Raw genomic sequence first — 24907 nt, 5'->3', positions numbered from 1 at the left:
ATATGATGATAAAGCTTCTGTCTATCCTTTGCCTATTGTCGGGCTTTCTTTTCTTGCCAAATGCCACCTTTGCACAGGACGATCTGCAGAACAGCAGGCTTTGGAACGCAAAATGGATTTCAGAGCAGCGTGATGAGGGCCTGACATACGGTGTTTACCATTTTCGGAAAAGTATCGAACTCGCTGGAAAGCCGGAAAGTTTCGTTATACATGTTTCGGCAGATAATCGCTATAAATTATATGTCAACGGTCAAATTGTATCGATGGGCCCCGCGCGTGGTGACCTTCATTTTTGGAACTATGAAACGGTAGACATCGCCCCTTATTTGGTTTCTGGACAAAATGTAGTGTCAGCGTTGGTGTGGAACGAGGCTGAATACAGGCCGGAAGCACAGATCAGTTTGCGGACAGCCTTTATTGTGCAGGGGCGTTCAGCATCCGAGGAAATATTGAACACCAACGGAAGCTGGAAATGCGTAAAAAGCCACGGGCACCAACCTATTCCTGGGTTTTTCTTTGCGGCGAGTAAAGGAGAGTTGGTCGATATGAATCAGACTATCAAAGGTGATTGGCACGCCGTGCATTATGATGATCATAGCTGGTCATCCGCTCGGGAACTTTCTGACGGAAAAACCAAGGGAACGTCTGATGGCTGGAACTGGCAGCTTGTGCCTTCTCCTTTGCCACAAATGGAACTGAGCTACGAACGTCTTGTCAAACTGCGGGCGGTCAGCGGCATGGAAGCACCGGTTTCCTTTCCGGCAAAGAAAGAAAACCTCACTATTCCGGCAAACCGTACCGTTACCTTGTTACTCGACCAGACCTATATGACCAATGCTTACGTCACACTTCTTTTTAGCAAAGGTAAGGGAGCAGGCATTTCTTTGGGATACGCCGAAACATTGTATGACCGGCACGAAGGTAATGAGCTTCGGAAAAGCGACCGGAATGAAGTAGAAAACAAAATATTTGTCGGCAGAATAGACAGCCTATTGGCCGATGGGACGGAGAACCAAACGTTTACTACGCTAAACTATCGTACCTACCGTTATCTGCAATTGATTGTCAGCACAAGCGACGAACCGCTAGTCATCAATGACCTGTACGGCACTTTTACAGGTTACCCTTTTAAACAAAATTATGTGCTTAACACGGGCAATAGCGAAATAGACCAAATATTGGATATCGGTTGGCGGACCGCCCGGCTAAATGCCTGGGAGACCTATATGGATTGCCCGTATTACGAACAGTTGCAATATATTGGCGATACGCGCATACAGGCCATGATTTCATACTACAACAGTGGCGACGATAGGCTTGCCCGTTATGCGCTTGACCTGATGGATCGCTCACGCTTGACGGAAGGAGTCACGATGAGCCGCTATCCTACGCGCGGAACCCAGATTATATCTACGTTCTCTCTTTGGTATATCGGTATGTTGCATGACTATTGGATGTACCGTCCCGACAGCGATTTCATCAAGGAAAAACTGACCGGGCAACGGGCTATACTCGAATTTTTTGAAAAACTACAGCAACCGGATGGCTCTATCAAAGATTTGCCTTACTGGCGGTTTGTGGATTGGGTGGGCGATATGGGATGGGGGCCTATGGGTCCGGACGGGAGCGCAGCCATCTATGATCTGCAGCTGCTGCTGGCATACCAATGGGCGTCAGAAATGGAAGCCGCGTTTGGACTAGTCCACTTTGCCACCTATTACGGAGAAAAAGCCGCTCACTTGAAAGCCACCATCAAAAATAAATATTGGGATGCCGAAAAGAAACTATTCGCCGACACCAAGGAAAAGAAAGGCTTTTCGCAACATGCCAATTCGCTGGCTATCCTAGCAGGATTGATCGCCGAACAAGAACTGGCTACGGTGGGTAACAGCTTGCTTCAAAACACCGAATTAACGCCTTGCACCATATACTTCAAGTATTATCTCCATCAGGCATTGGCAAAAGCCGGATTGGGCGATGATTATATGAACTGGCTGGGTATCTGGCGCGAAAATATACAAATGGGATTAAGCACCTGGGCAGAAGACTCCCGCTTGCAAACTGTTCGGTCGGAATGCCATGCCTGGGGAGCCAGTCCGAATATTGAGTTTTTCAGAATCGTATTAGGGATCGATACGGATGCTCCGGGGTTTGCTCGCGTAAAAATTGAACCGCGTTTGGGTATAATGACCGATGTGCGTGGTGAAATGCCCCATCCGAACGGAAAAATTTCAGTCCATTATAAACAACAAAAGAATAAATGGAAAATCAGTGTAAATCTTCCAGAAAAAACGACCGGAAAATTCATTTGGAAAGGTCAGGTTTACGCACTGGAAGCTGGTTCAAATATATTGTCGCTAGGCGTAAAGTGAAATTAGAAAAGCTATATTAATTGTATACGTGTTGATTATAAAACCCAAAAATAAGTATTATCCATGAGGAGATTTTTTATAGGAATTTTAGTGCTTGCTCTCGGAGCGAATCCGTTGTTGGCTCAACAAATAGCACCATTTAAGGAAAATGATCGTGTCGTTTTCTTAGGAAATAGTATCACGGACGGTGGGCATTACCACGCGTATGTATGGCTCTATTACATGACGCGTTTTCCGACGATGAACCTAACGATTCTCAATGCCGGTATTGGCGGAGACCGCGTAGGGGATATGCTCAAACGCCTAGACGGAGATGTGTTCAGCAAACAGCCAACCGTGCTGTTTACCACCTTTGGTATGAATGATTCCGGATACTTTGAATACAACGGATCAGAGCCGGAGAAATTTGCTGACGAGAAAGTGAAAGAGTCCCACAACGGCTATAAACAGATGGAGGAAAGGTATAAAGGGCTCGTGGGTACCAGGATCGTATTATTGGGGAGTTCGCCTTATGATGAAGATGTGGTTATTCCGGATAACACGTCGTTGAAAAATAAAAATAAAGCGATGCTGCGCATCGTTGATTTTCAAAGAGCATCGGCAACAGCCAATAAATGGGAGTTTCTTGATTTTAATGAACCCATGACAGCCATTAGTAAGCGTGTTCAACAAGAAGATCCATCTTTTACATTATCCGGAAATGACCGTGTGCATCCAGACCTAGATGGCCATATGGTGATGGCGTATCTTCTTTTAAAAGCACAAGGATTTAGTGGACAGAAGGTGGCCGAAATGGAAATTGATGCGTCTAACCAAAAGATAATAAATGCTTCGAACTGTAACCTGTCCGATATCGTGAAAACAGGTACGGGTTGGAGTTTTGATTATCACGCAAACGCCCTTCCTTATCCGTTGGATACCGTGGCAAGAGGATGGGGGAGTAAGAAAAGCCAATTCGATGCACTTGCGGTGGTGCCTTTTATGGAAGAAATGAACCAGGAACTTTTGATCGTAAAAGGTTTGAAAGGAAATTATAAACTTCTTATTGATGGCGAAGAGATCGGCAAATGGTCGGCTGCGGAATTCGCAAAAGGTATAAATCTTGCCGCTTTGGATAACACACCCCAATATCAGCAGGCACTCCGTATTATGCATCTTAATGAAGAAAGATGGGAAATAGAACGCCGTTTCAGGGATTATGCCTGGGTGCAGTATAATTTTTTCCAACCGAAAGGGCTGTTGGATGCCAATAACCGGCGGGCCATCGAGGTGTTCGACCAGTTCAAAGAAAAGGATGGCTGGCTACGGGCCAAAAGAGACCTTTACAGCAAGGCGATGTTTCCCGAAGTGAGACAGGCCTGGCAGCATGAAATGGACGTGTTGTTGCAGACTATCAAACACGTTAGCATACCAAAAACGAGAAAAATCAGCCTTGTTCGTAACTAGTGCCATGATCCTTCATATTATTAAGATGAGAATATTAACCCTTTTATTTCTGTTGCTATTGTCGTTCGCCGTTTATGCACAGAAGCCCTACTTTGTGGATGGATATCACGGCGGGGTGTATGGGCATTATCCGATGTGGGTGACGCAATTTATGCTGGATAAGTTGGCTGCTCATCCCGAATGGAAACTGGGTTTGGAGATAGAACCTGAAACATGGGACACGGTAAAACGAAACGAACCAATGGCCTATGCGCAATTTTCCAATATCGTGCGGGATAAGCGCATTGAATTTACAAATCCTACGTATGCACAACCTTACTGTTACAATATTTCAGGAGAAAGTATTATACGACAGTTTGAACACGGTATACGCAAGATGCACGAACATTTTCCAGATGTTACGTATACGACCTATGCTGTTGAAGAACCCTGTTTTACAAGCAGCTTGCCTCAAATACTAAAGCAATTTGGTTTTAAATATGCTGTATTGAAATGTCCGAACACGTGTTGGGGCGGTTACACGACCGGATATGGAGGAGAACTGGTGAATTGGATCGGATCGGAGGGAACGTCTATATTAACCGTGCCACGATATGCATCGGAAGATTTCGAAGAAAATTCTACCTGGCAAACGACCGCGTGGAACAACTCGACTGCTTATATACAAGCGGCTTATCAACAGGGAATTGATAATCCGGTAGGCATGTGTTATCAGGATGCGGGCTGGAAAAATGGCCCTTGGCTTGGTTTCGGTAAACATATCAAAAACAATTCTACGTATGTCACCTGGACAGAATACATCGAAGATATATCGTCTAGACAAACGGACGATAGCTGGCACTTTTCGCAGGAAGATGTATTGGTCAACCTGATGTGGGGAAGCCAGGCATTGCAACGTATCGCACAGGATGTTCGGAAATCGGAAAATAAGATCGTCATGGCTGAGAAAATCAGTGCGATGGCCTATTTGGATAATAACTATCAACCGAGGGCTGACGACGAAGATGAAGCATGGCGGACCTTGATGATGGCGCAACATCATGATTCTTGGATTGTCCCCTATAATCGTCTGGACAAACAGCAGACATGGGAACAGGCCGTTCGTTCGTGGACGAATACGACAGATAGGTTATCCGGAAAGGTCATACAGGAGGCGATCTCCAGTTATGTAAAGGGCACATCGATAAAAGGAAAAGATTTGGGCTATGTCCGGATTTTTAATACCGTTGCCGCAAAGCGATCAGCGGTTGTCCGTGTAAAATTACCGGCAACTTGGAAACAGCGAGATGTGACGCTTCATGATCGTAAAGGAGAAGAGCTGGCTTGTGTTATAGAGGAGAAGGACAATGCTTTATGGATCGTTTTTAAACCAAACGTGACCACCTTGGGTTATGTCACCTATGCTTTGCGGAAAACGGGTCAACCTGTCAACAAAGCAGCGAAACAGGTACGTTTTGATGCAGAAGGAAATTGCATCATCGAGAACGATATGTATAAGATAACGCTCGACAAATCTAAAGGGGGCGTAATCACTAGTCTTTTAGCCAAGCATATCGATAATAGGCAATTCGTTGATCCCTACGTACCTTACGGTTTAGGGGAGATAGCGGGCCATTTTTATGAGGAAGGAAAATTTCATTCGTCAAAGGACAATCAGGCCACCATAACTGTTTTGGAAGATAATCCGTTTATCGTCAAGGTAAAGGTAACAGGCTATATCGCTTCGCATCCTATGGTTCAGGTGATCACGCTTGAGACGGGCCAACGACGGATAGACTTCGATCTGACGGTTGATTGGCGGCGAAATGTAGGCATTGGTGAATATAAACAAGAGCATGACTGGACAGACAATAGGCGCGCATACACAGATGATAGGTACAAACTTAAAGTGATGTTTCCCAATAATCTCCAAGGTGCTAACTTGTACAAAAATGCGCCTTTTGATGTATGTGAGAGCCGAAATGAAAATACGTTTTTTGGGAATTGGGACGAAATCAAGCACAATGTGATTCTTCATTGGGTAGATCTGGTGGAAGAGAACCAGGAATATGGCCTGGCGCTCCTGTCCGATCATACCACGTCCTATCTCCATGGTTCGGATTACCCCTTGAGCCTTACGGCACAATATTCGGGCGTCGGGTTGTGGGGCGTGGACTATAAGATAACGGAAGCCTTAAAAATGCGCTATGCGTTGATCCCCCACGCGGGCAGATGGGACACGGCGCAGATTGCTACCGAAAGCAACTGTTGGAATGAGCCCTTGCTGGGCGTATATGGAGGACATTTCGTAGGTGAGGATAGGCAATTTGTTGTATCTAATCAAGCTGGAATAGAGATATCGGCTATGAAACTTGATAAAGGGGACCTATTGCTTAGGCTTTTTAATGCGGAAGGTGTATCCGGCGTGCAACATATTATGCTTGATTTCCCGGTAGAAGGTATAGAAGAGGTTTTGTTGAATGGTGAAAAGGTAAGTACACTAAAAGTAGCGGATCATATGGGGAAACCAACCTTTTCCATGGATATACCTCGCTTTGGAATAAAAACAGTTCGAATAAAGAAAAAATAGATATAGCTAATTAGACATCGATGTTAAGGAGTATACAATTATGGGGGAGCCTTGTATCCTGTTTCCTGTTATTAAAATCCTGTTCTGTGGGTGATGGAACAAAACCTTCGTCTCCGGCGGATTATGTAAATCCCTTCATAGGAGCGAGTACAAGTGTGGGGATTGCCGAAGTTTATCATGGTTTAGGGAAGACGTTTCCGGGAGCTGCTACACCCTATGGTATGGTGCAGGTCAGCCCCAACACCATTACCGGAGGGGATAATAGTCCGGGGTATAGTTACGAGCATCAGACGATAGAAGGATTCGCTTTTACACAGATGAGTGGGGTTGGCTGGTTTGGGGATTTAGGAAATTTTCTGGTGATGCCTACGACAGGAAAACTGAAGATTATTGCAGGGAGAGAAGATGGCAGTATCGACGGGTACCGTTCGCACTACAATAAGCAAACGGAAACAGCAAAGGCGGGTTATTATGCCGTGGATTTAACAGATTATCATATCAAAGTGGAGACGACGGCTGCCGCACATAGCGGAATGATTCGTTTCACGTTCCCGCAACATAAAGAATCGCGCATACAGATCGATCTTGCTCGTCGGGTAGGAGGGACAGCTATAAAACAGTATATCCATAAGGTGGATGAGCACACGATTAGGGGATGGATGTTGTGCACACCGGATGGCGGTGGATGGGGAAATGGGGAAGGGAATGCTGATTATACGGTTTACTTCTATGCACGATTCAGTAAACCCTTGGAAAATTATGGTTTCTGGACAGCTGATATTCCCGACAATTGGAAGCGAAAAAGAGATGAAGTTGTTAGCATCCCTTATTTAAGAGCGGTGGAAAAGGCCACCATTATACGGGACGAAGAAACCTTAGAAGGAAAGCACTTGGGGTTTTTCTCTGACTTTGAAACAAGCGAAAATGAGGAGGTTACTTTGCAGGTGGGTATTTCTTTTGTGGATATGGCCGGGGCAGAAAATAATTTTAGGAAGGAAATGGAAGGGAAGTCTTTTGATCAAATTCGGGAGGAAGCGTATGATTTATGGAATCAAGAACTGGATAGAGTGCATATCCAAGGTGGGACGGATGATCAGAAAACAATCTTCTATACAGCGCTTTATCACACGATGATTGATCCTCGTACATATACGGATGTAGACGGACGTTATATCGGTGGAGACAAGCAGGTACACCAAGAAAGCGGGTTTACAAAACGGACGATGTTCAGTGGTTGGGATGTTTTTCGAAGCCAGTTTCCGTTACAAACCATTATAAATCCAAGATTGGTGGATGACCAACTTAATTCGTTGATTACACTTGCAGAGGAATCTGGACGTGGATATTACGAGCGGTGGGAGATTATGAACGCCTATTCCGGATGTATGATTGGGAATCCGGCTTTATCTGTGCTGGCCGATGCCTATGTAAAAGGTATCCGAGGATACGATGTGGAAAAAGCCTATGCATTTGCCGTCAATACCTCTAAAAAATTCGGTAACGATTCTTTGGGTTATACAGGGGCGCCGTTCAGTATTTCAAATACGTTGGAATATGCGTATACAGATTGGTGCATCGCACAATTGGCAAACCGGCTTGGAAAACAAGAAGATGAAGAGCTTTTCTTAGAAAAATCACGAGCATACAGGAATATCTTTGATGCTGAAAAAGGCTGGTTCCGGCCTAGAAATACAAATGGTTCTTGGGAAATCTGGCCGGAGGGAGCGAGAACAAAAGAATGGTATGGAACGGTTGAATGTAATCCTTACCAACAAGGGTGGTTTGTTCCACATGATATCCCGGGGATGATACAGCTCATGGGTGGAAGGGAGAACGTATTGGTAGATTTGACAAGTTTTTTTGAACAGACACCTGACCACATGTTGTGGAATGATTATTATAACCATGCGAATGAACCTGTTCACCTCGTACCATTCTTATTTAATCACCTCGACGCACCTTGGGATACCCAGAAATGGACACGCCATATCTGTAACAAGGCGTATAAAAATTCGGTAGAAGGTATTGTGGGAAACGAGGATGTAGGACAAATGTCTGCTTGGTATGTATTGGCTTCCAGTGGTCTGCATCCTTCCTGTCCGGGAAGTACCCGTTTGGAGATAACCAGTCCCCTATTTGATGAAGTTAAATTCCGTTTGGATAATGATTATTATTCGGGAACGCATTTCACGATTAAGACCCATAATAATACAGCTAAAAATATATATATCCAGAAAGCACTGTTAAATGGAAATCCCTATGATAAATGCTTTATAGATTTTCAGGAGATCGCTGCAGGTGGAAAACTTGAGTTGTTCATGGGAGAACAGCCGAACAAGAAATGGGGTGTAGAAAGTAATTAAAAAGACAATGGGTATCAACAAGAAAATAGTATTTACCATGTTATCCTTGCTGTTGGCTTCCGTAGCATGTAACGGACAGCTGCAGCAGATATCGTTGAATAGTACCAATCCGGATGTAACATGGTGGGTACAACCAAAAACAGAACATTCACCATCGGGGTTTGAGATTTCAACTTCTGGTTATCGAATGGAAGATGCCGTTAAAGGTATAGTTCCTGGTGTGGTGTTTACCGCTTATGTGGAGGCGGGGGAAGTGCCCGATCCTAACTATTCGGATAATATCCACCGTGTTGATGAGGCTTTTTTTAATCGTCCTTTTTGGTATCGCACAAGCTTTAAACTACCTGCTTCGGTAAAACCGGGACAGCAAATCTGGTTGCAGTTCGACAATACGAACCGGTATGCAGACTTTTATATGAATGGTGTGAAATTATCTGGAACACGAGAATCTACGAAAGATGTCAGTGGGCATATGCTACGTACCAAATATGAGGTTAGCCATTTGGTTAGCCATGATCAGGAGAATGTCGTCGCGGTGTTGATTACCGATGCCGACCAAAAGAAGACAAGGGATGCCAAGGATCCATTTGGTGTAGTGGCCAGCCCGACCTATTTATCTGCCGCAAGCTGGGACTGGATGCCCTACGTACCCGGTCGGTTGGCCGGTATAACAGGAAATGTATCGTTAAGTTTTACCGGTGATGTGACGATGGAAGATCCTTGGGTAAGATCCGAACTGGAATCGAATGACATTGCGTATTTATTTGTTTCAACGGAGTTGAAGAATACCTCCGATCAGGCAAAAGAGGTGCTGCTATCCGGTCTTATCCAACCGGGTAATATACAGTTCTCCAAGAAATTACACTTGGAAGCCAATACGTCGAAGAAGGTTTATATAGACCGTAAAGAAGTGGAGGCCCTCATTGTGAAACAACCCAAGCTTTGGTGGCCTAATGGTTACGGGGAGCCGCATTTATATACGTGTACATTGCGAAGTGAACTGGATGGCGAGGTGTCCGATCAAAAGGAAATCACCTTTGGCATACGGCAGTATGAATACCGATATATTCGCAACAATGCGGGATGGCCTGTTCTGCAGTTTTTTATCAATGGACAGCGCCTGTTTTTGAAAGGTGGCAATTGGGGTATGAGTGAGTATTTGTTGCGCTGTGAAGGGGAAGAATACGAGACGAAGATAAAATTGCACAAAGACATGAACTATAATATGATCCGCCTTTGGACGGGTTGTGTGACAGATGATGCTTTTTACGATTACTGTGACCGTTATGGTATCATGGTCTGGGATGACTTCTGGCTTTATGTGGCTTATAGCGATGTCGCAAGCGACGAGGATTTTAAAGCAAATGCGCTGGATAAAGTGAAAAGATTGAGGAACCACCCGAGTATTGCACTGTGGTGTGGAGCGAATGAAACACATCCTAAGCCAGAGTTGGATGGCTATCTCCGCAGCATTGTTGCTTTGGAAGACCATAATGACCGGATGTACAAGTCGAGTTCTAATCAAGATGGGCTATCTGGTAGTGGATGGTGGGGCAATCAGACGCCGAAGCATCACTTTGAAAACTCGGGGAGTAACTTGGCGTGGAATAATCCGCCTTATCCATATGGTTCGGATCGGGGTTACGGATTGCGAACAGAAATTGGTACAGCGACTTTCCCGAATTATGAAAGTGTGAAAGAATTTATGCCGGCCGAGTCGTTATGGCCTTTGCCTACAGAGGAGCAACTGGAAAAGGCTGATGACAATGTGTGGAACAAGCATTATTTCGGAAAAGAGGCATCTAACGCAAGCCCGATTAATTATAAACGAGCGGTAAATACCCAATTTGGAGAGTCAGATAACCTGATTGCTTTTTGTGAAAAGGCACAATACCTCAATATAGAAGTGATGAAAGGGATATATGAAGCTTGGAATGATAAGATGTGGGAAGATGCATCGGGGTTATTGCTCTGGATGAGCCAATCGGCGTACCCTTCCTTTGTATGGCAAACGTATGATTACTATCATGACGCGACCGGGGCTTATTGGGGCGCTAAATATGCCTGTGAACCTTTGCATATACAATGGAACGCCTCTAATAATAGTGTGAAAGCGATAAATACAACATCCGAAGATCTGAAAGCGGCCGTGGCGACCACGCGGGTTTTCACATTGGATGGTAAAGAATGGGCTCAATATGGCCGCAGTGAAGAAGTGAATGTATTGGTAAGTGACAAGAGCGAGGCTTACCGACTAAACTTTGATGCTGCAATTTTGCCCCTTCATTTTATTAAACTGGAACTAAAAGACAGTTTGGGAAATATGCTTTCGGAGAATTTTTATTGGCGGAACGGCAAAAAAGATCTTGACTATACGGCCTTAAATAATCTGCCTGCTGCAGAACTGTCTTTTCTCTTATTAGAGAACACAGCTGGTGGAAAACAGATCTCCATTAAAAATCAAGGAAACAGTGTCGCTTTTGGTAATCGGCTCCGGCTTGTCCGGGAGGGCACACAAGAGCGGGTATTGCCGGTATTGTTTTCCGATAATTATTTCACGTTAATGCCTGGTGAAGAGAAAACCGTACAGATTTCGGATTTAGAAGCTGGCCAATTTGATCTTCTGTGGAAGCAATATGGGCATAAAGAGGAACATGTTTTAGTAATGAAGTAACAATACAGCAATAGTGATGAGAATAAAAAAATTAGTTTGGGTTATTCTTTTCCCGCTTGGGATAGCCACAGGTTATACACAGGAAAAAGACTTGGTAAAGTATGTGAATACGTTGCAGGGGACGGATTCTGAATGGGCGTTGTCCTATGGAAATACTTACCCTACGGTGGGCTTGCCTTTTGCGATGCATTTTTTTTCGGCACAGACAGGAAAGAATGGTGATGGTTGGAAATATACCTATAAGGCGAATACGATCCGTGGCTTTCAGCAGGTACACCAATGTAGCCCGTGGATGGGTGATTATGCGGTTTTTTCCCTGATGCCGGGAAAGGGGAACCTCATCGTCAACGAAGATGAAAGGGCTTTGCCTTTTAGCCATGATAATGAAATTGCTAAACCACATTATTATTCCGTAAAGTTTGACAATGGGATACAAGCAGAGATCAGTCCGGTAGAGCGCGGTGCGCACATGCGGTTCTCTTTTCCGAAAAAGGAAAAGGCTTATTTGGTCTTAGACGGTTTTCTTAAGCATAGCCAAGTCAAGATCATTCCGGAAGAGCGCAAAATTATCGGCTATGTTAATAATGGTCGGTTCGTTCCCGAAAACTTCCGTAACTATTTTGTGCTGGTCTTCAACCAGGATTTTAAGAGTTATGGCACGTGGGAAAATAGAGCGAATAAAATCTCTTCGGGAAATAGAACGGATGAAGGAGAAGGCATTGGCGCTTACCTGGAATTTAAACCGGGCGCGTGTGTAGAAGTCAAAATGGCATCTTCCTATATTGACCCCGATCAAGCATTACGGAATTTAAAACAGGAGCTGGACGGAGATAAAAATTTTGAAACGACCAAAACCAAAGCGTTCGATGTTTGGAATACCTGGTTAAACCGCATCGTCGTAGAAGGGGGAACAGAAGAAGAAAAAGCAACCTTCTACTCTTGTCTGTTTCGTGCCAATCTTTTTTCCCGTAAGTTCTATGAAATTGATCCAGCGGGTAACCCCTATTATTTCAGCCCGTACGACGGAAAGATTCACCCCGGCTATATGTATACGGATAATGGCTTTTGGGATACTTTTCGTTCACAATTTCCATTGAGCAATATCCTACATCGTGAAATGCAGGGACGCTATATGCAGTCTTTGTTGGATGCGCAGCAACAGGCCGGCTTTCTCCCAACGTGGTCTAATCCGGGTATGTCCGGCGTAATGATCGGGAACCATGCGATTTCCTTACTAACGGATGCATGGGTAAAAGGGGTGCGTACGTTTAATTCCGATAGTGCTTTGCACGCTTATTATCATGAGGTAACCAATAAAGGTTTTTATGGCGGTTCGAATGGTAGACAGGGTTGGGAAGACTACTTTATCAAAGGATATATTCCTTATAAAGATGATTTGCATGAAAGCACCGCTAAAACATTAGAGTATGCTTACGATGATTTTTGTGCTTATCAACTGGCAAAAATGACGGGGAATAAATTCTACGAAAATATATTTGCTCGCCAGATGTATAATTACGTCAACGTTTTTGATAAAGATAGCAAATTTATGCGAGGACGACTGGCAAACGGGGAATGGATGCCGGACTTCGATCCGGTGGAATGGGGTGGTGCTTTCACGGAGGCCAATGCCTGGCAATATACGTGGTCGGTGATGCACGATATAAACGGACTGATTAATCTCATGGGCGGCGTCGATCGTTTCAACGCAAAATTAGATTCTCTATTCACGATGGAACAGACGATCAAGTATGGCAGTTATAAACAGGAAATACACGAGATGCGGGAAATGCGCTTGGCCAAAATGGGACAATACGCACATGGTAATCAACCGGTACAGCACGTTGCATATTTATACAATTTCAGCGGGCAGCCCTGGAAATCGCAGGAGCGGACGCGTAAAGTCATGTCCCAGCTATACAATGCTTCAGAAAAAGGCTTTCCGGGAGATGAAGATCAAGGTGGGATGTCTTCTTGGTATGTGTTGAGCGCGTTGGGGATTTATAGCGTATGTCCGGGAACGGATGAGTATGTTTTTGGCAGCCCAGTTTTTGAGAAAGCTACCGTGAAGCTGGAAAACGGAAAAGAGTTTGTCGTGATCGCAAAGAATAACAGCGCTGAGAATGTCTATATACAGTCTGCTCAGTTGAATGGTGTTCCTTACGATAGGAATTTCATACCGTATGAGGATATCATAAACGGGGGGAAACTGGAGTTTGTGATGGGGGCTTCTCCCAATAGGAATGGGGGCGTGTCGAAAGAAGCCCGACCGTTTTCGTTAAGCCGGCTCGAAGGAGAGTAGCTCCGCACGTTGATGGGAAAACAATAGCTTGATAAATTATAGTACATTATAAATTAAATTATGAACAAGGAGTATTTGATTTACGCAGTATGTGCCATACTGGCATTGGTGTCGTGCGAAAAACAGGGTTTTTTGGATTCGACACAGTCGACGGATCTGAACGAACAAGTTGTCTTTTCGGATAGCGCCTACACGATTAATTTTCTTTCGGGGATATATGAAAATATAGGTTTTGCCACGGCACCCAAGCGTTTTGGTGGAGGGGGATTAGACGCCAGTACGGACGAAGCTGAAGGAGCCGGATTGGGCACAGTTAACACGTTTATACAATTTGCGACGGGAACGGTCAACGCGAATATGATCACAAAAGACGCCTGGTCCACCTGTTATACGAACATCCGCAGATCCAACATCATGCTTAAAAATTTGCCCGACGCGCAGTTTGCGAACGATATCAAGGTGCGGGCTACGGCAGAAACACGTTTTTTGAGAGCATATTATTATTTTATTCTTCTGGAGCATTACGGGGGTGTTCCGTTAATGGGGGATAGTGTTTACCGTGCTGATGATGTCATTCCTTTTACCCGGAATACCTTTGCGCAATGTGTGGATTATATTGTGCAGGAGTGTGATGCCGCTGCTGAAGATCTCCCCTGGGTACATACCGGCGAAAATTACGGACGTGTCAATAAGGCCGCTTGTTACGGGTTGAAATCGCGGGTATTACTTTATGCGGCCAGTCCATTTTTTAATGGAGGAGGATTGGCCACAGAAGAGCCCTTACGTAGTATTGTAGGTTACCCTAATGTGGATCAAGCAAGATGGGAACGGGCAGAAGCGGCAGCGGAAGAGGTGATAGCATCTGGTCAGTATAGCCTACACCTCAACAATACCACTGAGCCCGGTTATGGTTTTTATGAAGTTTTTCATTTGCGTAAAAATAGCGAATACCTCTTGGCGAGGATGCAAGGCGGCAACCGGGAACTGGAAGCGATCTGGAATCCACCTACTTTTGGGGTGGGTAATCCCGGCGCTTATCCTTACTTGGAAATCGTAAACGCTTTCGGTATGCGAAATGGCTTATCTATAGACGATCCCAATTCGGGCTATGATCCGGCACGCCCCTATAACGGTAGGGACCCGAGATTGGCGAATACGATTACACGCGACCAATCCATGGCTTTTCATCGAGACGGCTTAGCGCGTCGGCCTGTCAATATTTTTATCGATAAAACCAATCCCAACAACGTTAGTTCGGGGCAGGATGCAATCTATAAGGGTACGCCGACGGGTTTTTATGTCTATAAGATGATACACCGGTTTGTGGTGGTGGATCAGTTCAATACCGAAACGCCACGATGCCTACCGATTATCCGGTACGCAGAGATCCTGCTGAACTATGCCGAAGCACGTAATGAACATCTTGCTGCACCGGATGGGAAGGTCTATGAAGCTGTGGAAGCCATCCGTCAACGAGCTGGGCTTTCCCCTCATACCTTGCCGACGGGCCTCTCGCAGGCAGATATGCGCGAAATTATTCAAAACGAAAGACAAAAAGAACTGGCGTTCGAGGGCCATCGTTTTTTCGATGTGCGTCGTTGGAAGATTGCTGAAACGGTGGAAAACCGCCAGCTACATGGTACCGAACCTGTACGCGTAGCAGGTGTTACGACGTATAATACGATCGATGTGCGAAAACGAGTGTTTAACCAGCGCATGTATCTTTGGCCAATTCCGCAATCGGAAATTGCGAAATCTGTTGACCTATTACAAAATCCTGGATATTAAAAGAAAAGAAGAGATGAAAATCAAGCAATTATTACTATTTGTCTTTGTTGCATTTGGCTATTTATTTCATGCCTCTTGTGAGGATGAGATGGCAAATATCGTTACCGATGAGCCCGTTAAAGACATAACCGGAAGCTGGAAAGTGATCCAGCTGACGAGAAATGGCGAAGATTTGAGCCAACGATTAAATCTGACCGATTTTCGTATAGATTTCAAAGCGGACGGGAGCTATATCTTAGCAAATGAATTACCATTTGTATTAGCGGGATCCGGAACCTACACGTTGAATGATCCGCAGTATCCTTTCAGTGTACTGCTGACGGCTGATGGAGAATCGGAACAGGTTGCGGTGAAACTTCAGTATCCGGTGGTGCGTGGAAAAAGACAGTTAAGTCTTTCATTCAGTCTGGGATGTGCCGGCAATACCTACCAATATAATTTTGAACGTGAAAACTAATAACCATGAAAAGACCATTTCAAAACCTCGTGTATTTATATATTCTGGTAGGATTGTCTTTGACCATCTTTTTAGTCCATTGTGGGCTAACAGCATTGACGGTCACTGTCCCGGCACAAGCGCAGGTCGATGAACGCGTGATCTTCGTGATGCACAGTGGTGCGGAACCTCGTATAGAGGAACCTGGAACGTATACGACCCAACTGCTTGCGGGGATTATGGTTCCGAAAAGCTGGAACGCAAAAGAGCAGGCCGTACTGACCTATACCAGTCCGAAAGGAAACGGAACATTGCGCATGATACCGGATTCGGAAATAGAGCCGGTATCGGGTGTGAGCTGGCACCAGGCGGCCAAGAATATGTTCGGCATCGGTCCAAACCTCGTGGACGATTTCGAGTGGATTATTTACCGGAGTACACAATCGTATACGTTTTCCAACAATGAAGATATAGACTTCGATGTGCAGGTTGCATGTCATGTAGGATCTGAAAATATGTTGGCCCGTTTGGGCTTCTATGTGGGGTCTTCTATTGAAAATTTACGGCCTGAGGACGATCAGTATAAGAAATTCACTTTTTCGGATGTCTTTGAGGTGACCGGTGGCGAGGGTGATCTGATCGACTTTGTCAACCCGCAGCTGGGTACCATCCAGCCGGTAAGAAGTCTGGACAACGATATTATTACCCTCGTTTTCAATGGGGGAGTGATGAACACAGCACTGGACGGGCTGAATGAAGTTTATTTGCACGCCTATGCATTTGACGGTGAGGATCAGCTGATCGGAGAGGTGGTTGAGCGGAATGACAAGACAAAAATGAGCAGTATAGGCGGTAGACAGTTTCGTATTGATATTTGGCCAAGGGGATTTTTTGCGCTTGAAAAAGGGAAGCAAATCGCCCGATTGGAATATTATTTCACCGACGCGGATGGTACAAAGACGGTGGGTTATGGCAATACGGAAGAACCTTTTCGATATACTTTCCGCTGTGATTAAGGTCTTGAAGCAATCAAGGAATATGAATCAAAAAATGATCTGAAATACGATGAATCAGTATATAAAAATCAGTTTAATAGCTATGTTGTGTCTTTTTGTCGGACAGCATAGTGTTTTGGCTCGCTCTTTCCGGCAAAGTGTGAATGGGTTACCGGTGAAGGTCGTTGACGAATACGGAAAACCGCTCTTGGGAGCAGAGGTATACTCCTTAACGGATGAGCTACTTGGGGAAACGAGCGAATCAGGAGAGGTGGATGTGGAGGTGGGCGCGGGGACGGAGATTATTGTCCGGCATCCGGCATATTACCCCAAAAAGATCGCGATTGCGTCCGGCATCCAGATAGCGATGGTGGCCAATTATCTAAAACAGGAAGAAACACGGGACGTGCTTTATGATCAAAAAACAGATCAAAATCTGTTGGGGGCTGTATCTAGTGTATATAACAATCAGCTTAAAACAACACCGACACCACTTTACTTAAATGCGTTGACCGGGAGACTACCCGGGTTTTATACGCAGGAAAGCAGTGGTTTTCGCTCGGCACGGTCAACGGCCATTACCTATGGTGATCTTGCGGGTTCCTTGCCTACGGAAGGTACAAAATACAGCTCCACACTCAGTGATAATAGCGAGGTCTTCTTTCAATTGAGAGGACAGCAGCCGGTCACGATTATTGACGGTGTGCAACGGGAAATCTATTCCATTGACCCGGAAAGCATTGAATCCATTACCGTTGCGAAAGATGCGCTATCCTCCATTTTGTTAGGACAGCGTAGTTCAAGAGGGGTATTGCAGATTACCACCAAAAAAGGTGTGGCAGGCCCTCCCCGGATCTCCTTTACGGCGCAGACAGGTATGCAGGAAGCATTGAAGGTGCCGGAACCGTTAAATGCTTATCAATATGCTTACCTCTACAACGAAGCCTTGGCGAACACTGGACGGCTACCGGCCTACTCGCAGGAAGAATTTGAGCTTTTCCGGAACGGAAACTCGCCACTGTTGTATCCGGATGTAAATTGGTATGATGCGGTGCTGCGGAACAATAGTCCGATTACAAAATACAATTTGGGGGTAAACGGAGGTATCCGCAATGCCCGGTATGCGCTTTCGCTCAGCTATTTAAATCAAGAAGGGATGTTTAGGGAGTCGGATGAATTTGACTATGCGACCAATGTGAGTCAACGCCGTTACTTGATAAATAGTTCCATTGATGTGGATGTTACGAAAGATTTCACTATCGGATTGCAGCTTTTCGGTCGTATTCAGGATGGTAGACAGCCGGGAGCCGGAACGTCAAACATTATGGATGCTCTTTTTGCTACGCCTAACAATGCTTACCCCATCTTTAATGATAATGGTTCCTACGGAGGTTCTCCCCAGTTCAGAACGAATCTTTATCAGCAAGTAATGGGTTCAGGTTACTTGATCGATAATACAAGGGACGTTTTTGCAAATTTGGATTTCCACTATAAATTTGACCAATGGTTGCCGGGTTTATATGCGAAGGGAAAGGTGAATGTATCGGCAACTTCCTCTAGCCTCGTTAACCGATATCGGCAGCAACCGGTTTTTGATGCGCAATACAATGATGCTGGTGAATTGACCTATATAAGGTATGGAAACATTGCGGATCAGCCCAATTCATTTTCAACCACTTCTACGGCAAATTTTGTTTATTTTCAGGGCGCAATTGGATATAATACACAAATTGCCGATAACCACGAGGTAGGCGGAAAGTTATTTGTCGATCAGCAGACAGCTAACTACCAGTTTGATCTGCCTGCTATCCATACCAACTTTGCCGCAACGGGTAACTACGCTTATAGGCAAAAATACTATGCCGAACTGGCGGTGAACTATTCAGGCTTCAATCGCTTTCAGCCGGGTAGGAAATACGGAACGTTTTATGCACTGGGTATAGGCTGGGATTTGGCACAGGAATCGTTTCTATCCACACAAACAGATTGGCTGAACCAATTGAAATTAAGAGCTACCTATGGAAAAACGGGGAATACCAACGAAGGCGCTTTGGGTTACTACAGTTGGCGCGCGGCTTACGGACAGGGAGGTAACAATGGCTACGAGTTTGGTTCGGAATACTCGTATATCAATAGTTTGGAGGAGAGGGGGTTAGCCAATGTGAACGCCACTTGGGAGAAAGGTAATAAATTCAATATCGGCTTGGATGCCGCTTTATGGAATTCCATGTTCCGGCTGACGGCCGAATATTACAGAGATCGTTATTACGACCTGCTTCAACAGCGAGGGTCGACGATCGAGATTATTGGGATAGGCTATCCCAATGAAAATATCGGCGAAAATCTGTTCGAAGGACAGGAAATCGACCTGACCTATCAAAACAATGTGGGCAAGTTTAACTATTTTATTTCGGTCAATGCGTCCCGTATGCGCACAGAAGTGCTTTATATGAACGAAATGCAGCGCGATTATGCTTGGAATTATCGTACGGGTAGGCCAGTCGGCCAAACGTTTGGATATTTGGCAAACGGATTGATACAGACGCAGGAAGAGGCGGATGCAGCCCCGTTATTAGGTGGTAATGCGGTACATCCAGGGGATGTAAAGCTGGTCGATCTGAATGGTGATGGCATCATCAATATACACGACCAAACGGCGATCGGCAACACGAAACCTATGATCTACTATGGTGCTACACTTGGGTTTAGCTTCTCCGGGTTTGATTTTAGTGTGCTTTTACAAGGTGTTGCGAACCGGACTTACCAACAAATGGATTACGCCTTTGGCAACAATGGCGATAGCCAGGGCTATTCGTATATGATGGGACGCTGGACGCCGGAGACAGCCGAAACGGCGACTTACCCTCGTCTGACGGTTGGTTTTGATCCGACGAACACACCTTATCTCAATACCTCCAGCTATTGGACGCGCTCGGGAGAGTATCTACGGGTCAGAAATTTAGACCTGGGCTATACGATTCCCACCCATTTAAGCCGCAAGATCAGCCTTTCTGCGTTTCGTATTTTTGCCAACGCGCAGAACCTTTTCACCTTTACGTCCTATGATCGACTGGATCCAGAGATTTCCGGAAATGCAGCTTATCCGGCGCAACGGACTATCGTTTTTGGTGTCAATATCAAATTATAAACATAAGACAGATACCGGTATGAGATATACAGAATTAAAATGGCCTTTATGGATTGCCGTGGCAATCTTCGCATTCGCTTCTTGCAAGAGCGACTTGGAAAACATACCTATCGAGACACAAACCTTGGAGCAGGTTTTCGATACGAATGATTCAGCAGGTACCAATGCAAATCGCTTTTTGACAGATTGTTACCGCTATCTTCCCAGTACGGGAAATAGGGTCGGTGGCGATTTCCTAGACGCGGGTACAGATGACGCTGTATCTTCCAACCCGACCAATACGTCGGTACAGCAATTGGCTTTAGGCACTTACACCGACGATAGTTATCCGGACAATCGATGGTCAGATTTCTATACGGGGATCCGCATTGCCAGTATTTTTATCCAAAATATCGATCGGGTTCCGTTGAAAGGCCAGTTGTCAAACGGCACGCCGTTAAAGCGTGTGTGGAAAGCGGAAGCGCGCTTTCTGCGGGCGATGTTTTATTTTGAACTGCTGAGACGGCACGGTGGGATCCCTTTACTGGGAGAAAAGGTCTATCAACTGAGCGATGATATAGAGTTGCCACGTAATAGCTTTCAGGAATGTGTGGATTTTATCGTAGCTGAATGTGATGCGATAAGGGATAGCTTGCGCGTGGATCCGTTTGACCTTCCTAACTACGGACGGCCTACGAAGGCAGCAGCGCTGGCGTTGAAATCACGTATCTTATTGTACGCTGCAAGCCCGCTGTACAATGGCGGGAATATCGACGGACAGAATCCGTTGACGGGTTATGCCGATTTTTCGGTAGCTAGGTGGCAGGCGGCAGAGCATGCGGCTAAAGAAGTCATGGACCTTAACTTGTTCCAATTGGAGCCGGAATTTAAGCAAGTATTCATTACCCGCAATAATGAGCGGATATTTTCGAAACAGGGCGGAAACAACACCAGTGTGGAGAATAACAATGGGCCAATCGGGTATGCCGCGGGTGTCAACAACGGAAGAACCAGCCCTACGCAGGAGTTTGTGGAGGCATTCGGTATGCTCAATGGCTTGGACATTACAGATCCCAATTCGGGATATAACGAGGACGATCCGTATAGTGGTCGTGATAAGCGTTTCTATGCTACTGTTTTTTATAATGGAGCGATGTGGTTGAGCCGTCCGGTTCAGACTTTTGAAGGTGGGGCGGATAAGCCCGGCGGAACGAGGCAACAGACCAAGACGGGGTATTATCTGCGGAAATTCATGGGCAACTTTGAAGAATCTGTCAATTACAGCGGTGTAAACCATGATCATATCCTATTTCGTTATGCGGAGACGTTGCTAAACTATGCCGAAGCACGAAACGAACGGTTGAGCGTGCCAGACCAGGCGGTTTATCAGGCGGTTGAAAATATTCGGAAACGTGCCGGTTTAAGTCCTTTTGAGCTTCCTTCGGGATTGAGTCAGGAACAGATGCGGGCAGTTATTCGGAACGAACGCCGTAAAGAACTTGCTTTTGAGGAGCATCGTTTTTACGATGTGCGCAGGTGGAAAATCGCCGAACAGGAGTTCAATAAGGAACTACATGCGATGGTTATTTACGAAACGGGTACAGGGACTATTCGTCAAGCTGTTCCCGTTTTGAAGATGAATTTTGAAAAGAAAATGTATCTGGCACCGATTCCATTCAATGAGGTCATTAAAAACCCGAATATGGAACAAAATCCGGAGTGGTAGTACCAATTTAATCTTATAAGCTATTGTGATGAAAAGAGCATTATATAACTTCATAATAATGGTTTTTGTGCCATTTTTAACCTTTGCACAATCGACCGTTACGGGGGTTGTGAAAAACAGTGCCGGACCTTTGTCCGGCGTAACCATCTCGGAGAAGGGGGGGAACTCTGTACAAACGGATCGGAACGGACGATTCCGTTTGTCGTTAAGCCGAAATAAAGAATTGGTATTTACAAGTGTGGGGTATGTCTCGCAGGAAAGAACGGTAAAAGGCGGGGAGGATTTAGAAATTATCCTCCAATCCAGTAGTCAGGATATCAATGAGGTCGTTGTTATTGGATTTGGTACGACCAAAAAATTGACCAATACGGGAGCCGTCAGTTCCATAAAAGGAGCCGAGATTCGCAATGTACCAACTTCCAGTGTGCAGAACGCGCTTACAGGTAGATTGCCTGGTTTTGTTTCCGTTCAACGTTCTGGTCAGCCTGGACGGGATGCTTCCGACTTTTATATCCGGGGTGTGAGTTCGCTGAACTCGGAGGGCAATCAACCCCTGATTATTGTGGACGATATTGAATATACGTACGAACAATTGTCTCAGATCAATGTGAATGAGATCGAAAGTATATCCATTCTGAAAGATGCATCGACTACAGCCGTATTTGGTATCAAAGGGGCAAATGGGGTGCTTGTGGTAAAAACACGTCGCGGAGAGTCGGGGACACCACGGATTAATTTCCGTGCGGAATCGGGAATGCAGAGTCCGGTGACAAGACTAAATTTTTTAAATGCCTATGAAAGTGCATTGCTGTGGAATGAAGCTATCGCTAATACAGATGGAGATAATACCAACCAACCTTTTAGTGCAGAATCACTGGAGCGGTTTCGCTTAGGTGATGATCCTTATGGTCATCCGGATATCAACTGGTATGAACGTATTTTTAAACCGGTGAGCTTTCAATATAATACCAATGTGGATATTTCGGGAGGTAGCGAGAGCATTCGGTATTTTATTTCAGGGGGTGCATTTTCGCAGGATGGTAACTTGTATACCTTTTCCAATGAAGGTGATCAGATCAATAATAATTACTATTATAGACGATATAACCTTCGATCAAACCTGGATGTACAGGCTACTAAAAGCTTAAAATTACGGTTGGATTTCAGGACAAACTTTGGTAATATCAATTCGCCTAGGGCAGGTAATATCGTTGGCGAGGTGTTTGATTTCAATAAAATACGTCCGTGGTCAGCTCCTTTCCTGAACCCGAACGGTTCATATACGTATGCCAATGATACGCAGGATCTTTTGCCCACTGTTAACACACGCTTAGCCACCGCAGGATATAATCTGGATAGACGGAATGATATTAATATCTTATTTGGCGGTACGCAGGAATTGGATATGGTGACGAAAGGCTTGTCTTTCTCGACACGTATAGCCTATGCCAGCGTGGAGTCTAACGTACGGGAGCAGGCTAGGGACGAGATACCTGTGTATCGGTATTACCCATACACCGATAGTTATCTTCTGAAAGGTGGTTCGCCTTATGTTTTAGGTAATTATACGTTGCGTGCTTACCAAGGTGATTACAATAACCGCATGAATTTTCAGGCCAATTTTAATTACGACAGAACTTTTGGCATACATCGCGTTAACTCGCTTTTATTATACAACAGGGAATCGTATAAAACCAAAGGTGACAGGAGCACGAACTGGATTCCGCAGAATTTCCAGGGTTTTACATGGCGTACGGGCTATAATTACAGCGAGAAATATTTGGTGGATCTGACCTTGGCCTATAATGGTTCGGATCGTTTCCAATCGGATAAACGTTATGGTCTTTTCCCTGCTGTTTCTGCGGGGTATAACCTGTCTCAGGAAAAGTTCTTTCAGGAGGCATTCCATTTTGTTGATCTGTTTAAGCTTCGAGCCTCTTACGGTGTTGTTGGCTCAGACAAGGTGGCGGGAGATAGATACCTGTTTCAACAGGTCTACAACGGAGGAGGGGGATATTCCTTTGGAGAAACACATCAATCCTCGGGTACGATCTATGAGGGAAATTTAGGAAATCCGCGCGTGACTTGGGAAAAGCAGCGCTCGTTTGATGTAGGACTGGAAATGAACCTATTAAAAAACAAATTCTCCTTAGTCGTGGATTATTTCAACAATATTCGTTATGATCAATTGGTAACATCACAATCATTGCCTATACATATCGGTGTGGGCGTTTCTCCAACGAATATAGCGCGTGTCCGCAACCGCGGTGTGGAATTTGAATTGAACTATAATAACCACATTGGCGAATTTAATTATAATGTAAAGGGTGTATTGACTTATTTCAAGAACAAAATCTTATTTCAGGATGAGCCTATGCCGGCTTATCCATGGTTACAGCTGACCGGCCATCAGATCAATCAGCCCATTGGCTATCTATTTGATGGGTTTTATACAGCAGAGAATATACCGGATAGTCCAAAACCTACCGGCGGATATATTGTACAACCGGGTGACCTGCGCTACAAGGATCTCAATGGCGATGGCATTATTGACGATTATGACAGAACGACGATAGGTAGACCGAACATCCCCAATACCAGTTTTGGTTTAACACTTGGCGGAAGTTATAAAGGTTTCAGCTTTAGTGCATTGTTACAGGGAACTACTGGCTATAGCTTCAGTGTACAGGGTAGTGGTATTGAGCCGTTCCAAAGCCAATTCCAGCCCATACACCAAGAACGCTGGACGGCTGAAACAGCTTCAACGGCGAAGTTTCCGCGCCTAACGACGAACCCTACAACGATCAGTAGTCCTTCCTCGTACATGTCGGATTTCTGGTTAATCGATGCGACTTATCTTCGATTAAAAACAGTGGAGTTGGGCTATCAGTTGCCCGATCGTTGGTTACCTTTCAAAATCAATAATGCGCGTGCCTACGTGAGTGGATACAACCTATTTACCTGGACAAATTATTCGCTGTATCAGCAAGACCCGGAGGTAACGTCGAATACGGCAGGGGATGCTTATCAAAATCAACGCGTTATTAATTTGGGGATTCAAATAGGCTTATAAGTGATTATCAATCTTTAACATATCTAATATTAATAC

12 protein-coding genes are annotated in these 24907 nt (G+C 45.0%); all 12 read left to right on the top strand.

Annotated features, from left to right (window positions below):
• The first annotated feature begins 2 nt into the window (after window positions 1–2).
• The 12 genes from C5745_RS01610 (at window position 3) to C5745_RS01555 (ending at window position 24871) form a co-directional block, all read left to right on the top strand.
• On the top strand, window positions 3–2372 hold the full coding sequence (locus tag C5745_RS01610; RefSeq protein ID WP_243403217.1) for an alpha-L-rhamnosidase-related protein: 2370 nt from the start codon (window positions 3–5) through the stop codon (window positions 2370–2372).
• A 63-nt stretch (window positions 2373–2435) separates the two neighbouring features.
• Window positions 2436–3818, top strand: coding sequence for an SGNH/GDSL hydrolase family protein (locus C5745_RS01605; protein WP_105715186.1), 1383 nt, complete (start codon window positions 2436–2438; stop codon window positions 3816–3818).
• Window positions 3819–3843: 25 nt separating this feature from the next.
• Entirely contained in the window at window positions 3844–6387 is a 2544-nt protein-coding gene (locus C5745_RS01600; protein ID WP_105715185.1) for a glycoside hydrolase family 38 N-terminal domain-containing protein, read from the top strand.
• Window positions 6388–6407: 20 nt separating this feature from the next.
• The gene (locus C5745_RS01595; RefSeq protein ID WP_105715184.1) at window positions 6408–8750 is read left to right on the top strand and encodes a GH92 family glycosyl hydrolase; all 2343 of its coding nucleotides are present in this window, start codon (window positions 6408–6410) and stop codon (window positions 8748–8750) included.
• A 7-nt stretch (window positions 8751–8757) separates the two neighbouring features.
• Complete coding sequence (locus C5745_RS01590) at window positions 8758–11424, top strand: glycoside hydrolase family 2 protein (protein WP_243403215.1); 2667 nt, start codon at window positions 8758–8760, stop codon at window positions 11422–11424.
• Between the two features lie 16 nt (window positions 11425–11440).
• Window positions 11441–13726 carry a GH92 family glycosyl hydrolase gene (locus tag C5745_RS01585; RefSeq protein ID WP_105715182.1) on the top strand — a complete coding sequence of 762 codons (2286 nt, stop codon included), beginning with the start codon at window positions 11441–11443 and terminating at the stop codon, window positions 13724–13726.
• 60 nt (window positions 13727–13786) lie between these two features.
• On the top strand, window positions 13787–15514 hold the full coding sequence (locus C5745_RS01580) for a RagB/SusD family nutrient uptake outer membrane protein (protein WP_105715181.1): 1728 nt from the start codon (window positions 13787–13789) through the stop codon (window positions 15512–15514).
• 13 nt (window positions 15515–15527) lie between these two features.
• Window positions 15528–15971, top strand: coding sequence for a DUF5004 domain-containing protein (locus tag C5745_RS01575; RefSeq protein WP_105715285.1), 444 nt, complete (start codon window positions 15528–15530; stop codon window positions 15969–15971).
• A 5-nt stretch (window positions 15972–15976) separates the two neighbouring features.
• Window positions 15977–16966: a DUF4961 domain-containing protein gene (locus C5745_RS01570; RefSeq protein WP_105715180.1), complete on the top strand. Its 990-nt coding sequence runs from the start codon at window positions 15977–15979 to the stop codon at window positions 16964–16966.
• A gap of 49 nt (window positions 16967–17015) precedes the next feature.
• A complete protein-coding gene (locus C5745_RS01565) occupies window positions 17016–20093 on the top strand; it encodes a SusC/RagA family TonB-linked outer membrane protein (RefSeq protein WP_243403214.1) in 3078 nt (1025 codons plus the stop codon).
• Between the two features lie 19 nt (window positions 20094–20112).
• Entirely contained in the window at window positions 20113–21798 is a 1686-nt protein-coding gene (locus tag C5745_RS01560) for a RagB/SusD family nutrient uptake outer membrane protein (protein WP_105715284.1), read from the top strand.
• Between the two features lie 28 nt (window positions 21799–21826).
• Window positions 21827–24871 carry a SusC/RagA family TonB-linked outer membrane protein gene (locus tag C5745_RS01555; protein WP_105715178.1) on the top strand — a complete coding sequence of 1015 codons (3045 nt, stop codon included), beginning with the start codon at window positions 21827–21829 and terminating at the stop codon, window positions 24869–24871.
• The last annotated feature ends 36 nt before the right edge of the window (window positions 24872–24907 follow it).

Origin of the sequence: Sphingobacterium haloxyli, from assembly GCF_002980525.1 — a bacterium.
GTDB lineage: Bacteria > Bacteroidota > Bacteroidia > Sphingobacteriales > Sphingobacteriaceae > Sphingobacterium > Sphingobacterium haloxyli.
Note: the sequence above shows the minus strand (reverse complement) of the source record. Positions and strands in the feature narration are given on the sequence as shown.